Genomic DNA, 15,089 nt, shown 5'->3' on the forward strand with positions numbered 1-15,089 from the left:
TACAGTTTTTTTGAACGGTGACAAAGATATATTTCTTTTCCAATTGACAAAATTTTGATAAAACCCTGCAACTTATTCTTTTACAGGCTCGGGAACCTGTTCTTCGGCCAGTTGTTTACGGTAGAGTGAAGCATACAATCCGTTTTGTTGCAACAGGGATTCATGCGTACCCTGTTCTGCAATGCGGCCCTCTTCCAGAACAAGAATACGGTCAAATTGCAGCAAAGAGAAAATGCGGTGGGTAATAATGATAGCCGTTTTGTTTTGCAGGTATTCATTCAAATGCTGCAAAATAGCAGCCTCGGTACGGGAATCAACCGCACTCAGACAATCATCAAGAATGAGCAATGCCGGATCTTTTAAAATAGCCCGTGCAATGGATATACGTTGCTTTTGTCCGCCACTGAGCGTAACACCCCGCTCTCCCACCATTGTTTCATAACCTGCCGGGAAACTCATGATTTCATTATGCACCGATGCTTTTTGTGCGGCCTGTATAATTTCCTCTTCTGATTTTGGAATGCCGGCAAATGAAATATTATTACGGATAGTATCACTGAACAGGAATACTTCCTGCGGCACATAACTCAACTGTGAGCGATAATGTTGCAAATCAAGATTTTTCAAATCCACATCATCTATCAAAACACTGCCTTTACCCGCATCATAAAACCGTAGCAATAACTGAGCAATGGTTGATTTGCCGGAACCGGTTCTGCCGATCACCGCTACTTTCTCACCTTTCTGAATGGTAAGTTGAAAATCTTTGAGCGCATGAATGCCCGTATGCGGATAAATGAAGTTAACATTCCTGAATTCAATTTTACCATCTACTTTTTTCTTTACTACGTCCTTTTGATTTTGAATGGCAGACTGTGTTTGTAAAAATTCATTCAACCGTTTTTGAGAAGCACCGGCTCTTTGTATAGTGCTGGCCACCCAGCCAATAGCACTTACTGGGAATGTGAGCATGGTTAAGTACATAATGAAAGCAGCCATATCACCAAACTGGATCTGCCCTTTCATATATTCCAATCCTCCAATTAAAATTACCAGCAATGTGCTGATGCCGATCACCAGCGCCATGGCAGGAAAGTATATTGCTTCTGTTTTTGCCAATCCGGTGGCGCTGGCCCTGTATCCTTCACTGTTTCGTTCAAAAAAAAGCTGCATACTTTTTTCCTGTACAAATGATTTGATCACCCGTATGCCTGAGTAGGATTGCTGGGCATTGGTGGTTAAACCGCTGAGGCGTTCCTGTACCTCTTCACTTTTTTTATTGATGATATTGTTTACATAATAAATTGTAACAGCGAGAATGGGCAATGGCGCTAATACATACAGTGAAAGCTCCGGATTTTTCTTCACCATATAAAACACACTCAGCGATATCAAGGCAATAAGGTTGATGAGATACATCACCGCCGGACCTGTGTACATACGCACACGGCTCACATCTTCTGCCATACGGTTCATTAAATCACCCGTTTCATGTGTTTTATAAAACTGTGTATCTAATTGCTGGTAATGTTGAAATACTTCATTCTTCTGATCGTATTCAATATGCCGGCTCATAACGATAATCGTTTGCCGCATGAGAAACATAAAGAAACCACGAAGCATGGCGAGCAGCAAAAGAATAAGACCAAACAAACCCACTTTTGTTACAGGTTCATATTCATAAGCCATGAGCCATTGAATTAAACGGTCCACCAGCGGGTCATTGTCTTTGGTTACCGCAATTCCTGACCCGCCTTTCATGTACACCTGTACCTGGTCAATAATAAATCCCGTTACCTGCGGTGCAAGAACAGCAAAATAGTTGGAAACAAAAATGAAGAGGATGCCAAGAATTAAACGCCACCTGTATTTCCAGAAATAATGATTGAGTGCTCCCAAATGTTTCATCTGGAGCAAAATTAATGATTCTACCGGGCGGTGAAATTTATTGGATGAGCGGTTCAGGAAGAATGAAGATAACTGTGCATCTGCTCAATCTGTTCTTTCTGCGAAAGAATAGTTTCTGTAACCACATCATTAATGGATATAATACCGCATACATTGTCATTCTCAAATACCGGCAGGTAACGGATATTACCTTCACTCATCATATGCATACAGGTTTCAACCGAGTTTTCCGGTGTAATGCGTGGCAGTCCTGTACTCATGATTTCTCTTACCAGTGTTTCTGTAGAGGAATGGCCTTTGAGAATTACTTTACGGGCATAGTCCCGCTCTGTAAGCAAGCCCATGTACGCATCGCCATCCATTACCATAACAGAACCGATATTTTTTTCGGCCATCAGTTGTAAGGCGCTGAGTACGGTGGTATCCGGACTAACAGAAATAATTTTTGAACCTTTACGCTGGAGGATGTGTGCTACTTTCTTCATAATGCAGGGTTAAATCTGCATTTAAATTAAGGAAAAAACAGCAATGAAAATCCGGTTCTGCAGAAATTAGCGTCCAAAATCATCCTGCAGGCGAACGATATCATCTTCATCGCTGGGATGTTCAGTATCGGTATGTTGCCAAATTTCAGCAACAATGCCCCATCCATCCAGTCCCACCAAACGGTGCCGTTGGCCTTTGTTAAGAACGATTACATCGCCGGGTTCAAAATGATTCAGCTCCGTTTGTTCGTCTGTTTCGCTCATCACCACTCCTATTTCACCTCTTACCACACGCCATATTTCGGCACGGCGGTGATGGTATTGCCAGGAAAGACGTTGTTTAGGGCCTACTACGAGGATTTTGGGGCTGAGTTTATTACCCAGCATTAACTCTTCTTTTTTGTAAGTTGGGAAATATTCGGCAATGAATTTATCAGCATCCGCCTCATCCAGTACAAAAAAGCCACCCCAGGGGCGGGTAAAATCGGTGTTAGAAACCTTGATTTGAAGTTGGGAAAGTTCCTGTTGAATTTCGGTTACAATTTCTTGAGGTATCATGCCTCAAAAATAATCGATTGGAATTGATAGAAAAAGAAAAAAGCCATTCTAAGAATAGAACGGCCGTTAACGATTGCTTGCCATATGAAAATCTTTATTTAGCTCTTACGCACCCCGGCAAGCTGGGTTTCCTAATCACAAAACCGAGCTAAAGACTAAGATTACTTCTTAGTTGTGTCAGCAGCAGGAGCTGTTGAATCAGCAGCAGCAGGAGCTGTTGTGTCAGCAGCAGCAGGAGCTGTTGTGTCAGCAGCAGGAACTGTAGCAGTTGTGTCAGCAGCAGGAGTAGAAGTACCTTCGTTGTTACAAGCTACAAAACCGAGGATAGCGAACGCTAATAAAACCTTTTTCATTCTTTTTTGATTTTTAAAAGTTTAAGATAATTATCGAGGGTTAATACCCGGGTCACCCAAAAAGTAACCCATGTCCTGAAAAAAATTTTTTTTAGCCCGATTTGGGTTACAATTTTGTCTCTTACGTATTAAAATTACGAGCTCGTGAAAATGGACTCAACAGACCTGGATTTATTAGACGGCCTCGGCCGGAACGACAGAAAGGCTATAGAACAGCTCTATGAACAGCATTACCGGATGGTGCAAACCTTTATTATCAACAATAATGGTACTGCCGATGATGCCAGGGATATTTTCCAGGAAGCGATGATTCTCTTGTATGAAAAAACGCAGTCCGGAAATTTTGAGCTTACCAGCAAGCTGAAAACCTATGTTTATTCTGTTTGCAGAAGATTGTGGCTCAAACGCTTACAGCAACTGCAGCGCTTTGGCGCCCCGGTGGAAAGTATGGAAGAAGTAGCCCCGGTGGAAGAAGACCTGGAAGAGCAGGAACGACGCAACGAGGCTTTTGGCATGATGGATAAGGCCCTGAGCCATTTGGGAGAACCCTGTAAAAGTCTGCTGGAAGCCTACTATGTACACAAAAAGCAGATGCAGGATATAGCAGAAAGTTTTGGTTATACCAATGCCGATAATGCGAAAAACCAGAAGTACAAATGCCTGATGAGACTGAAGAAATTATTTTTTGCTTCATATAAAAACAGGAATTGAGATGGATGAAATTTTACTGATTGATGCTACGGAGCGTTACCTCAACGGCGAAATGAACGCCGAAGAGAAAGCTATGTTTGAGCAACTGCGGCAATCCAACCCAGAGGTAGATCAACTGGTGGTGGAGCACTCCCATTTTTTACAGGAACTCAAAAAATACGGTGCTGTAAGAGAAGTGAAGCACTCACTCCACGAAGTACACAATCAATTATTACAGGATGGTGTGATTAAAGAAGAAGAGTTAACCGGAGCTGCTAAAGTAGTGAACCTGTGGAAGCGTTACAAACGCACCATCAGTATTGCTGCTTCTATTGCAGGTGTAACAGCCCTTTCCATCAGTGGTATGACTTTGTTGCTGGCGCCTAAAGGCGATAGCAAACAGGTACAGGAACTGGTGAATACTGTTAATGTACTTAAGGATAAGCAAAGACAACAGGATAAAGCTATTAACAGCATTGCAAGCAGTGTTAACAGCAAATCAGAAGGGAAAGAAATAACAGGTACAGGTTCTGCTTTTTTAATTGATGGAAAAGGTTACCTCGTAACCAATGCACACGTGATGCGTAATTCCAAAGGCGCTACGGTAACCAATAATAAAGGACAGGAGTTTAAAGTAACAAAAGTTGCTGTTGATGAAACACGTGATATCGCTATTTTAAAAATTGAAGATGAGGATTTCAAATCCGTTGGTACTATTCCTTATGGTATCCGTAAATCATCAACGGATATTGCTGAACCTATTTTTACGACCGGTTATCCTGATAATAAATTTGTTTACGGAGAAGGTTATCTCAGTGCTTTAACCGGCTTTAATGGAGATACGCTCAGTTGCCAGATTGCAGTTGCTGCCAATCCCGGTAACAGTGGTGGACCCGTGTTTAACCGCAACGGCGAAGTGATTGGTATTTTAAGTACAAGAGAAATAAAAGCAGAAGGTGTAGTATTTGCCATTCAAAGTAAATACATCGTGCAGATGGTAAATGAATTAAAGAAAAATGATACGGCTTTACACAGCCTGAAATTACCGGCCAACTCACAGGTACGTGGCATGGAAAGAGTTCAGCAGGTGAAGAAAATTCAGGATTACATCTATATGGTGAAAGTATATTAATCTTTTATCTGTGTTTATGAAACTGCGAACCCCGATTTTGTATCGGGGTTTATTTTTTACGGTACTAAAAAGCCCCGAGTTCATCGGGGCTTCTAATGGATGTATTCGTTTTCTTACTTACTTCTTTTTCTTACGCTGCTGGCACCGGTACTTTTAAAACTGCTGATTACAGCACCACCACGATAATCAATATCACTGGCGCCTGTAGCTTCTACTTTCAGATCTTTAGTAACCGTTACTTTAATATCTGAGGCCCCGGATGCTTCAGCTATACAATAGTCAGATGTGAGATCAAAGCCTTTAAAATCACTGGCGCCGCTGGAATTAATCACTAACTCGTTAACACGGCCGGAAACATTACTGCCTGATGCACCACTTTGTTCCACTTTCATTTTGGAATAACTAAGTTCTCCTTTCAGGCTGGAAGCACCGCTTAATTTTACATTCAACTGGTTGCCCTTGAGCAGGCCATCAATTTTTACATCACTGGCACCGGATGCATCAATCATATCAAGGTTTTTTACAGACACATAAGCCCGCAGTTTTTTATCACCCATATTCCAGTTCCAACGCACACCATCATTATCAAACCAGATACGCAAAATACCATCTTTCACTTCCACCTTAATACGGTTGCGCCATTTTTCATCAACAGCACTCACCACCACCGCTTCATCATTACCTTGTTTAACAAATACCTGTATGGCATGTGATACCTTAATGGCATGAAAACTTCCGTTAATGGTACGCACTTCTGCGTTTTTATCATTCACTACCATCAAATCCTGCGCCTGCAGCAAACTGCCTGCAAACACCAGCGCTATGAATAAAAATAATTGTTTCATATTCGTAGATTTTAAAAATAAGTAATTAACTGTTTATCTTTTTTACACTTGATCCCAGCCGGGTATGCACTTCCGTCATCTTTGCTTCGCCTTTGTAATGAATGTTTCCGCCTGTTGAAGCATCTACTTTCAGTTCTTCATTCACTGTTACTTCAATCTTGGCACCGCTGGTACAACGCAAATCAGCTTTACCTGCAGAGAGATCATAAGCCGCTACTTTTGCACCACTGTTGGCATTCAGGCTAAATGTACCACTGTTACCGCTCAATGTGGCATGTGATCCGCTTTCAGCTTCCATCACTAATTTACCGGTTTCCAGTCTTCCTTTTAAATGAGCGCCTGAGTTTAAATAAACAGAAAGCACCTCTTCTTTAATGGTTCCCTGGATATGTACATCAGCACCGGCTGAGGCAGTTAATTTATCCAGTGTTTTAAAGGAAACATAGGCTTTGAGTTTTTTGCCGCCGCTGGTCCAGTCGTTAAGGCTTTCACGATCATAACTGATTTTGAGTACCCCATCGGTTACTTCAGTTTTAATACGGTTTCGGTATTCATCTCGGCTGGCACTAACCGCTACACTTTCTTCAGTACCCTGGCTCAGGTAGAGGTCAATCCCATCGCCCACTTTAATAGCCCTGAAAGGTTTAACGGTTCTTTGCTCAGCATTAGCATCATTGAAAGTAGTTTCCTGGGCGGCTAAATACAGACCAACCGCAAGGAAACTCATCAGCAGAAATAATTTCTTCATAATAAGGTTTTGAGTAATACGAAGGAGCATACAGAAATGTTACAGCAATTGTAAAAGAATTTATCTTTGTGCCGCTGTTCGCCGCAAAAGCGGGTGCAGCTAAGATTCCTCGGGGTGTTTCCGCCAATGGCCGGAGACTGAGATTAAACCCGTTGAACCTGAACAGGGTAATGCCTGCGAAGGGAAGGAGGCTTTCAGATTTCCCCCTCTCTATTGCAGCATTTCCGTTTCAATTTTTAACTGTAAACGTGTTTTTGAAAATGAAAAAATTGATGCTGGGAATGTTGATGATTGTATCACAACTCTCCACATGGGCGCAACTGACCGTACGAGGTACAGTGAGCGACAAAGAAAACCAAAACCCTATTACCAACGCCACCGTACAATTGAATGGCGAATGGCAAACCATGACCGATGGTAAAGGACAATTTGAGTTCAACAAAGTAAAAAAGGGACGTTACCGGGTACAGGTAAGTTCTATCGGGTACAAAATCATGAACATGGAAATTAATGTTGATGAGAGCAAGAGTAACCTGAGTTTTGTAATGGAGCCTAACTTGCTATTTCTGCAACCCGTAGAAGTAACAGCTATCCGTGCCGGCGATCGTATGCCTTTTGCAAAAACAAATCTCAACAAACAAATGATTGAGAAAATGAACACCGGCGTTGATTTGCCGTTTCTGCTCAACCAAACTCCTTCTGTTGTGGTGAATAGTGATGCAGGAAACGGCATTGGTTATACCGGCATCCGCATACGTGGTACGGATGCAACACGCATCAATATGACGCTCAACGGTATTCCTTACAATGATGCAGAAAGCCAGGGTTTGTTTTTTGTGAACCTGCCGGACTTTGCTTCCTCTGTTAACAGCATACAAATCCAGCGTGGTGTTGGTACATCATCCAATGGTGCCGGTGCCTTTGGTGCTACACTCAACTTAAGTACCAATGAGTTTCAGGAGCAGCCCTATGCTGAAGTAAATAATGGTGTTGGCAGCTTCAACTCTTGGCGGCATACGATAAAAGCCGGCACCGGATTAATCAATAATCATTTTACCCTTGATGCACGGCTTTCTTTTATCAACAGTGATGGCTTTATTGATCGTGCCACTACTGATTTGCGTTCTTTTTACGTATCCGCAGCTTATCTCAACAAAAAGACTTCCCTTCGTTTCAATGTGTTTTCAGGAAAAGAAGTTACGTACCAGGCATGGAACGGAATTCCTGAAGCGAAATTAAACGGTGATGCAGCGGCTCTGCAAAATCATTACTTGAATAACGCAGGTTTTCTTTACAAGACAACAGAAGATTCAATTAATCTTTTTAACCCAAATAATAACAGAACCTACAACAGCTTTTTATACAACAATCAAACCGACAATTATCAGCAGGATCATTATCAATTGTTCTTCAACCGTGAATTGAATTCCTCCTGGAATCTTAACACGGCTTTTTTTCTTACGAGAGGAAGAGGTTATTATGAAGAATTCAGAAAAGATATTGACCTGGCGGATTATGGTCTAGCATCTGCTGAAAGTGATATCATCCGTCAACTCTGGCTCGACAACTGGTTTTACGGAAGTACTTACTCTCTGCAATACAAAAAGAACAAGGATCAATTCACTTTTGGTGGTGCTTATACACGTTACAAAGGTTTGCACTATGGTAAAGTAATCTGGAGTGAAGTATTTGTTCCAAAAGATTATAAATGGTATAACCTTGATGCGTTTAAAAATGATTTCTCCGTTTACACAAAGTATCAAAGAAGATTGGCACAACGCTGGGAGTTGTTTGCTGATTTGCAATACCGGAATGTAACTTATACGTTAAATGGTTTCAGGAATAATCCATCGTTGAAATTTGATAATGATTTTCAATTCCTCAATCCCAAGCTGGGTATTTCTTATGCTGATAGCAAGGGATGGCTGGGTTTTGCTTCCTTCAGCGTGGGCAATAAAGAACCGAACCGTGATGACTTTGAAACCAGTGCAGCTCAGCAACCACGTCATGAAACACTTTACGATTGGGAAATGAATCTTGAACGCAGAGGCAGCAATTACAGTTGGAGTGTTACCGGTTATTATATGCGGTACAAAAATCAATTGGTGCTGACCGGAAAAATTAATGATGTAGGTGCCTATGCAAGAATCAATATTCCGGAGAGCTATCGTGCCGGTATTGAATTACAGGGAACGGTGAAGCCGGCTTCCTGGTTCAATGCAGCCGCCAATCTTACGTTCAGCAAAAACCGTGTATTGAACTTTACAGAGTACAGCGACGATTATGATAATGGCGGACAGAAAGAAACATTTTTTGCTTCAGCCCCACTTTCCTTTTCACCTGATATATTGGGCGGTGCTACTTTGAACTTTATTCCGGTTAAAAATGGGGAGTTGAGTTTTCTCAACAAATATGTTTCCCGTCAATACCTTGATAATACAGGCAACAAGCAGAGAAGTATTGATGCGTTTTTTGTAACCGATATGAGGGCGGCCTATACATTCAAAACAAAACTGGCAAAAGAAATCATCCTCAGTTTTCAACTCAACAACCTGCTGGATATAAAGTATGAAGCCAATGGTTATACCTACAATTATATCCTTGGAGGACAAACCATTGTTGAAAATTTCTTTTACCCGATGGCAGGGAGAAATTTTATGATGGGGGTGAATGTGAAGTTTTAGTTACGGGAGGCAAGCCGTCTGACGCCCTCGTCAGACGGCATTAATATTAATCAACTGTTTTAAAAAATCATTTATATAGCATTAGAAATTTTGATGATTAAACATTTGCCCTCCTATTTTTCAGAGATGCTTCGTTCCTCAGCATGACGGTGCGGACAGACGAATTAAATGAAAAAGAAAAGAGGTGATGCATTGACAATGCATCACCTCTTTCACTATACTATCGTCCGACAAGGGCGTCTGACGGGATTATTCTCCAAACTTTTCCCTCCACGCCAGCATCCCTCCTACTACATTCACCACATTGGTAAAGCCCATGGTTTCAGCAAACATACAGGCCTGTCCGCTGCGGTTACCGCTACGGCAATAAAAAATAACTTCTTGGTCTTTGAGAGCATCAATGGCTTCCGTATCCATCGCTTTAATATTTCCCAACGGATGCAGAATACCGCCGATATTAAACTCTTCGTGTTCATTCGGTTCCCGAACATCGACTAAATGCAGTTGTTCGCCGGCATCAATTCTTGCTTTTAATTCTTCAACAGTAATAGTATTCATGATTGAACGATTTGGTTGTTTTAATAATCATTTCCTGTTTCAACAGGTTTTGGTTTGATTTGATTGGTTGAATCTTTCACCGGAGGTGTTGTGCTGATCCACACATCCATCAACTGACCACCACGGATACGTATGGGTCTGCCTTCATCATCTCTTCTCGGCGGATTCTGCCGAATGATAAATGCAGATGCTGAATCACTTACTGCACCTTCCACCACAACAGCACCCAGCAAGAGCCCGTTGGTTTCCAGCAATACTTTTGCTTCGCCAAATGTTAATCCTACCAGGTCGGGCACTGACATTTCAGTGCTTTGCACACCACCACCAATCACTAAGGAAACAGCACTACCCATCGGAATTTTGGTTCCCGGTTTGAGCGTTGAACCATTATACAATTGTTCCAGAACAGAACCTACGGCAAAATCGGGTTTGTAACTGGTATCTCCCAGTTTAAACCCGAGTGAACGTAACTGCATTTCCACACTCCGCAAGGTTTGTCCTACAAAGTTAGGAACTGCAATGAGCGGAGGCTGAGCACGGTTCACCGTTAAATAAACAGTACGGTTTACTTTCACCAGCATTTCAGGATCGGGTGTTTGCTTTACCACACTTAAACGGGGCAGACTGTCATAATACACACTGTCCTGCACTTCCACTTCAAAACCCTGTGCTTCCAGAATTTTACGGGCTTCATCAATACTCTTGCCTTTTACTGCAGGCACTTTCATGTAGTCACCGTGTTTGGTGATCCAATCCAGCAACTGGAAAAAGATAAAAAATACAGCAAAAGCAACAAATGCTGCCACCAGTAAATTCACAAAGAAGGAACGCTTGGTAATGAATTCAAACACAGGAATTGATTTTTAAGTGAATATCGGAATAATATTAATGATTGTTGATGGCATCTTCTACCAATGCTGAATAGAATTGCTCCAAAGTCCAGCCATAGGCACGAACCTGTTGCGGTACAATGCTGGCATCACTCTGGCCGGGTATGGAATTAATCTCCAGCATGTAAGGCGCCTGCTCTGCTTCGTTATAAATAAAATCAATACGTATTACCCCACGACAATTAAATACGCTGTAAATTTTTTTAGCAGCATCGGCTACATTTTTATAATGAGTTTCACTGGCAACAGCCGGTGTTACTTCATCACTCTTGCCCTGGTACTTGGCTTCAAAATCAAAAAAGTCTTTATCATCATGTGCTTTTACTTCGGTCATTGGCAATGCAATAATGTCATCGCCGCTGCGGAACACACCAATCGTAAATTCTCGTCCTTCAATCATCTCTTCTACCAGCACCTGGTCATCTTCTTTAAATGCTTTTGCAATAGCATCCGCTAAATCTTCCTTCCTGTTCACCTTGCTCATACCAATGCTGCTGCCTCCGTTATTGGGCTTTACAAACACAGGAAATTTTAAGTGAATGGAATTGGCATCAACCGGAATATGTTTGAACAAATGAACACTGTTAGCCACTTTTATACCGGCAAATGCAGCTACTGCCACGGTATAACGTTTATTAAAGGTAATGGCCGAGGTGGCTGCATTGCAACTGGTGTACGGCAAACCGATCATATCAAAATATCCCTGCAATTTGCCGTCTTCCCCGGGAGTGCCGTGCAAGGCAATAAATGCTGCATCAAATTGAATCTTAGTCCCGTTCAGCGTTAAGGAAAAATCATTTTTATCAACGGTTTGTTTAGCACCGGCATCATCTGTATAAAACCATCCCTGGTTAGTAATATCTATGGTGTACACATCATATTGATCCCTGCTTAAATGGGTGCTGATGGTTTTGGCTGTTTTATAGGAGATCACCGCTTCGCCGCTTGTACCGCCTGTAACTAATGCTATTTTCTTTTTCATGAATTTGGTTGGTTCGGTTGTATTGCAAAAATGGTGCAGAAATTTTTATTGCACCATATTGGAAGTTCCCGGGTTGCCTGTATCCAGCACAAATTTCCAGGTGCCATCTTTTTGTTTTTGCCAGATGGATACATACGTTCCGTTGAGTACAGAGTCAATGGCATTGAGTTTGATTTCATAAACACCATATGTATAGCCAAGGTCGTTACTTTTGGAAAGCTGTCCGCCTTTGGGTTTCCATGTCATTACAAAAGAAGTGTCCTCCTGCGAAGTGAGAAATTTTACCACATCGCCTTCCACAATAGGTAGATAACCCGGGCGCAGCAAAACTGCATCATCCGCCATAAATTCCAGAAAGGCTTTCTTCATTCCGAGTTTTGCTGAAGAGTCAGAAAAAGCCCTGTCTGCTGCTACCATTTCATCCAATGCAGCTTCATGTGCAACATCCGACACAGGTTGGTCACGACGGGTTGTAAATACACAGGAATGCAAACCGGTTACCAGCAATAACGCTATAAACAATCTGTACATAAGTGCAAGATAATATTTCACTGTTATTTGATGATTACCCAATTATATTCTTAGGAAACCCTTATCATTTTCGGTTTTCGCTTTTTTGACCTCTTATAAAAAAGTAAGGTGAAGGATTTCACCCCTTCACCTTTTTTTGACGGGAAATATCACCCGCCTGTACTAAGGATGCGTTCTTACGGGAACTTATCCAATCAAAAAATATTTATCAGATATGCAATGCGGCTTTTTTAGCCATCAGTTGCTCTACTGTTTCTACATACATTTCATCAGGCACACAACAATCTACCGGGCATACAGCAGCACATTGCGGCTCCTCATGAAAACCCTGGCACTCGGTACATTTATTGGGCGTGATATAATAGGTATCCATACTCACGGGAGCATTCTTAGCATCCGCATCTACAACTGTTCCGTCAACTAATGTATAAGAACCTTTTACGGTGGTACCATCGGCAATGGCCCACTCTACTCCACCTTCATAAATTGCATTATTGGGACACTCTGGTTCGCAGGCCCCGCAGTTGATACATTCGTCTGTAATCTTAATAGCCATACTGTTTGAAATTTTGGGGTTAGAATCGTTTACTTTTGCGTTTTAGTGCAAGTTAATAATCTTGAAATGAAGTTACAGGAAAGACTGGAAATTTTAATACAACTCGGCAAATATATTTCTTCACAGGATGAAGTTTGGCAGGCCGCCAAAATAAGGGCGCAGCAAAAGAATAATTGGTTTGTAGCAGACTTTATAAACCAGGCTGCAAACACCATCGCTCAACAGTTTTTGCAACTGGAACAACTGGAACAATGGGCAGCACATTATCACCTGGATGATAATATTTCTGCCAAGAAAATCGGTATTGTGATGGCGGGCAATATTCCACTGGTGGGTTTTCATGATTTCCTTGCGGTATTTGTGAGCGGGCATCAACAGGTGATTAAACAAAGCAGTAAGGATGATGTATTACTCAAGCACCTGGTTGATTGGATGACGACACAAAATCCATCCGTTGCTGAGCATATAACCTTTGCTGAACAATTGAAAGACTGTGATGCATACATTACCACCGGCAGTGATAACAGTGCCCGTTATTTTGAATATTATTTTGGTCGTTTCCCCAGCATCATCCGCAAAAACAGAACCAGTGTTGCTGTACTTACGGGCCATGAAACCGAAGCCGAGTTGAATTTACTGGCAGATGATATTTTGCAATACTTTGGATTGGGCTGCAGAAACATTACTCAACTTTATGTACCGAAAGATTATGATTTTGTACCACTGCTGAAAGCCTTGAAAAAATACAGTTGGATGTTTGAGCATCACAAATACCGCAGCAATTATGATTACCAGCTTGCCATCTATATCATGAACAATAAGTTTTACATGACCAATGATTGCGTGGTATTGATAGAAGCTGAAAATCCCTTCTCCCCCATTGGCACACTGCATTACCATTTTTATGAAGAGGCCGCCGATGTATATACACAATTGAAAGACAATGATAAAATACAGGCGGTAATTGGCGCTCATGGGTTACCGTTTGGTTCCGCACAAAATCCCGGCCTGATGGATTATGCGGACGGTGTGGATGTGATGGCATTTTTGCTGGGGTTATAGTATTGTTTCCCACTAAATTGAAATGAAGCTTGCAGAAATAAAAAACTGTTATTATTTTTCTGCATCATAATTATTCCTGTATTCTTTTTTGCTAAGAATGAAACAGACAATGATTTTGATTGACTTTTCTTAAATCAAAATCTACAACATGAGAATTCCAATTTTGCATTTGTTATACACAGATTTACATATGCAAATCTGTATACCCGGAAGACAGGAACCATCAGGTTTCCTCAATATTGTATCGTTAAAACAACAAATAGTCTCATTTGAGACCAACTGGTTTGAACATGAATTAGCAATAGATACTCTTTTCATTTCACAGTTTCATGATCTTGAAAGAACTGAAATCAGTTAACCGTACCCAAACCATGCAATCAAAAGGAACCGCTAAAAACAAAACGAATTTTTTTGTTCTGATGGCAATTGTTGCCATTCTTGTCATACTGATTGGTTTCTTAAAAACATTCATCATTCCGCTTCTTACCGGAACTAAAACATGGCCATGGGTCATTTACCTCCATGCCGGTTTTGCATTTGGCTGGGTGACTTTATTTTTATTACAATCCATTTTAATTAAAAGCAAAAAGTATAAAGTACATTTTACACTCGGCCGCTGGGGTGTATTCATTGCACTTGGAGCTGCCATTACAATAATACCGGCTGCTCTCTATCAATGTGAACGTGAATTAAAAGAAGGGCTGGGGCAAACCGCTATCTCCGCAATTCTCGGGGCCTGTTCCTCTGCCTTGATATTTTTATTGCTGGTGGTCTTTGCTATCACTTACAGAAAAAAACCACAGGTACATAAGCGGCTGATGCTATTGGCCACCATCGTATTGATATGGCCTGCATGGTTTCGCTGGCGGCATTATTTCCCTTCAATACAACGACCTGATATATGGTTTGCCGTTGTACTGGCGGATAGTTTAATCATTATTGCCTTCATTTGGGATTGGGTAAAAAACAAACGCATTCATCCGGCATTATTATACACGGGATTTTTCATTATTGCAGAGCAGTGTACAGAACTCATAATATTTGATTCACCGGGCTGGAGACTTATTGCAAATGCGATTTATAATTTTTTAACTAAACAAATGTAAA

General features: G+C 41.4%; 16 protein-coding genes, 1 pseudogene and 1 riboswitch. Of the genes and pseudogenes, 5 read left to right on the top strand and 12 right to left on the bottom strand.

Annotated features, from left to right (window positions below):
- Positions 1-72 precede the first annotated feature (72 nt).
- From PDL71_RS13390 to PDL71_RS13405, 4 genes are all read right to left on the bottom strand, one after another.
- Positions 73-1,908 carry an ABC transporter ATP-binding protein gene (locus PDL71_RS13390; protein WP_407521886.1) on the bottom strand — a complete coding sequence of 612 codons (1,836 nt, stop codon included), beginning with the start codon at positions 1,906-1,908 and terminating at the stop codon, positions 73-75.
- A 53-nt stretch (positions 1,909-1,961) separates the two neighbouring features.
- The gene (locus PDL71_RS13395; RefSeq protein ID WP_407521889.1) at positions 1,962-2,393 is read right to left on the bottom strand and encodes a CBS domain-containing protein; all 432 of its coding nucleotides are present in this window, start codon (positions 2,391-2,393) and stop codon (positions 1,962-1,964) included.
- Positions 2,394-2,459: 66 nt separating this feature from the next.
- A complete protein-coding gene (locus PDL71_RS13400) occupies positions 2,460-2,951 on the bottom strand; it encodes a hypothetical protein (protein WP_407521892.1) in 492 nt (163 codons plus the stop codon).
- Between the two features lie 161 nt (positions 2,952-3,112).
- Positions 3,113-3,304, bottom strand: a complete 192-nt coding sequence (locus PDL71_RS13405) for a hypothetical protein (protein ID WP_407521894.1) — start codon at positions 3,302-3,304, stop codon at positions 3,113-3,115.
- 150 nt (positions 3,305-3,454) lie between these two features.
- Between PDL71_RS13405 and PDL71_RS13410 the strand changes: the two genes are divergently transcribed.
- On the top strand, positions 3,455-4,015 hold the full coding sequence (locus tag PDL71_RS13410) for an RNA polymerase sigma factor (RefSeq protein WP_407521897.1): 561 nt from the start codon (positions 3,455-3,457) through the stop codon (positions 4,013-4,015).
- A 1-nt stretch (position 4,016) separates the two neighbouring features.
- Positions 4,017-5,126, top strand: coding sequence for a S1C family serine protease (locus PDL71_RS13415; RefSeq protein ID WP_407521899.1), 1,110 nt, complete (start codon positions 4,017-4,019; stop codon positions 5,124-5,126).
- A gap of 113 nt (positions 5,127-5,239) precedes the next feature.
- On the opposite strand, the gene PDL71_RS13420 is transcribed toward PDL71_RS13415, so the two are convergent.
- Both PDL71_RS13420 and PDL71_RS13425 read right to left on the bottom strand, forming a co-directional pair.
- Entirely contained in the window at positions 5,240-5,971 is a 732-nt protein-coding gene (locus PDL71_RS13420) for a head GIN domain-containing protein (RefSeq protein WP_407521901.1), read from the bottom strand.
- A 25-nt stretch (positions 5,972-5,996) separates the two neighbouring features.
- Complete coding sequence (locus tag PDL71_RS13425; protein ID WP_407521903.1) at positions 5,997-6,719, bottom strand: head GIN domain-containing protein; 723 nt, start codon at positions 6,717-6,719, stop codon at positions 5,997-5,999.
- A 100-nt stretch (positions 6,720-6,819) separates the two neighbouring features.
- Positions 6,820-6,921, top strand: a riboswitch (TPP riboswitch).
- Positions 6,922-6,979: 58 nt separating this feature from the next.
- On the opposite strand from PDL71_RS13425, the gene PDL71_RS13430 reads away from it, so the two are divergent.
- The gene (locus tag PDL71_RS13430; protein WP_407521905.1) at positions 6,980-9,403 is read left to right on the top strand and encodes a TonB-dependent receptor; all 2,424 of its coding nucleotides are present in this window, start codon (positions 6,980-6,982) and stop codon (positions 9,401-9,403) included.
- 249 nt (positions 9,404-9,652) lie between these two features.
- Here the strand turns inward: PDL71_RS13430 and PDL71_RS13435 are convergent, their stop codons facing one another.
- The 6 genes and pseudogenes from PDL71_RS13435 to PDL71_RS13460 all read right to left on the bottom strand — a co-directional run.
- Positions 9,653-9,961, bottom strand: a complete 309-nt coding sequence (locus PDL71_RS13435) for a rhodanese-like domain-containing protein (RefSeq protein WP_407521907.1) — start codon at positions 9,959-9,961, stop codon at positions 9,653-9,655.
- Positions 9,962-9,981: 20 nt separating this feature from the next.
- A complete protein-coding gene (locus PDL71_RS13440; RefSeq protein WP_407521909.1) occupies positions 9,982-10,812 on the bottom strand; it encodes a PASTA domain-containing protein in 831 nt (276 codons plus the stop codon).
- Between the two features lie 34 nt (positions 10,813-10,846).
- Complete coding sequence (locus PDL71_RS13445; protein WP_407521911.1) at positions 10,847-11,833, bottom strand: D-alanine--D-alanine ligase; 987 nt, start codon at positions 11,831-11,833, stop codon at positions 10,847-10,849.
- A 45-nt stretch (positions 11,834-11,878) separates the two neighbouring features.
- Positions 11,879-12,364, bottom strand: coding sequence for a YybH family protein (locus PDL71_RS13450; protein ID WP_407521913.1), 486 nt, complete (start codon positions 12,362-12,364; stop codon positions 11,879-11,881).
- Positions 12,365-12,572: 208 nt separating this feature from the next.
- Positions 12,573-12,851 (bottom strand): ferredoxin, encoded by a 279-nt coding sequence (locus PDL71_RS13455; RefSeq protein WP_407528413.1) that lies wholly within the window; start codon positions 12,849-12,851, stop codon positions 12,573-12,575.
- 24 nt (positions 12,852-12,875) lie between these two features.
- A pseudogene (locus PDL71_RS13460) lies at positions 12,876-12,920 on the bottom strand (ferredoxin); the annotation flags it as partial.
- Positions 12,921-12,986: 66 nt separating this feature from the next.
- Here PDL71_RS13460 and PDL71_RS13465 point away from each other — a divergent pair.
- A complete protein-coding gene (locus PDL71_RS13465; RefSeq protein WP_407521915.1) occupies positions 12,987-13,982 on the top strand; it encodes an acyl-CoA reductase in 996 nt (331 codons plus the stop codon).
- A 335-nt stretch (positions 13,983-14,317) separates the two neighbouring features.
- Positions 14,318-15,088, top strand: a complete 771-nt coding sequence (locus PDL71_RS13470) for a hypothetical protein (protein WP_407521917.1) — start codon at positions 14,318-14,320, stop codon at positions 15,086-15,088.
- The last annotated feature ends 1 nt before the right edge of the window (position 15,089 follow it).

The sequence above is a fragment of the Lacibacter sp. MH-610 genome (assembly GCF_045780045.1).
In the GTDB taxonomy this organism is placed as follows: Bacteria; Bacteroidota; Bacteroidia; order Chitinophagales; family Chitinophagaceae; genus Lacibacter.

Coding starts and splice junctions, on each gene's coding strand:
- PDL71_RS13390 (WP_407521886.1), bottom strand. CDS start 1,908: ATGAAACATTTGGGAGCACTCAATCATTATTTCTGGAAATACAGGTGG.
- PDL71_RS13395 (WP_407521889.1), bottom strand. CDS start 2,393: ATGAAGAAAGTAGCACACATCCTCCAGCGTAAAGGTTCAAAAATTATT.
- PDL71_RS13400 (WP_407521892.1), bottom strand. CDS start 2,951: ATGATACCTCAAGAAATTGTAACCGAAATTCAACAGGAACTTTCCCAA.
- PDL71_RS13405 (WP_407521894.1), bottom strand. CDS start 3,304: ATGAAAAAGGTTTTATTAGCGTTCGCTATCCTCGGTTTTGTAGCTTGT.
- PDL71_RS13410 (WP_407521897.1), top strand. CDS start 3,455: ATGGACTCAACAGACCTGGATTTATTAGACGGCCTCGGCCGGAACGAC.
- PDL71_RS13415 (WP_407521899.1), top strand. CDS start 4,017: ATGGATGAAATTTTACTGATTGATGCTACGGAGCGTTACCTCAACGGC.
- PDL71_RS13420 (WP_407521901.1), bottom strand. CDS start 5,971: ATGAAACAATTATTTTTATTCATAGCGCTGGTGTTTGCAGGCAGTTTG.
- PDL71_RS13425 (WP_407521903.1), bottom strand. CDS start 6,719: ATGAAGAAATTATTTCTGCTGATGAGTTTCCTTGCGGTTGGTCTGTAT.
- PDL71_RS13430 (WP_407521905.1), top strand. CDS start 6,980: ATGAAAAAATTGATGCTGGGAATGTTGATGATTGTATCACAACTCTCC.
- PDL71_RS13435 (WP_407521907.1), bottom strand. CDS start 9,961: ATGAATACTATTACTGTTGAAGAATTAAAAGCAAGAATTGATGCCGGC.
- PDL71_RS13445 (WP_407521911.1), bottom strand. CDS start 11,833: ATGAAAAAGAAAATAGCATTAGTTACAGGCGGTACAAGCGGCGAAGCG.
- PDL71_RS13450 (WP_407521913.1), bottom strand. CDS start 12,364: ATGTACAGATTGTTTATAGCGTTATTGCTGGTAACCGGTTTGCATTCC.
- PDL71_RS13465 (WP_407521915.1), top strand. CDS start 12,987: ATGAAGTTACAGGAAAGACTGGAAATTTTAATACAACTCGGCAAATAT.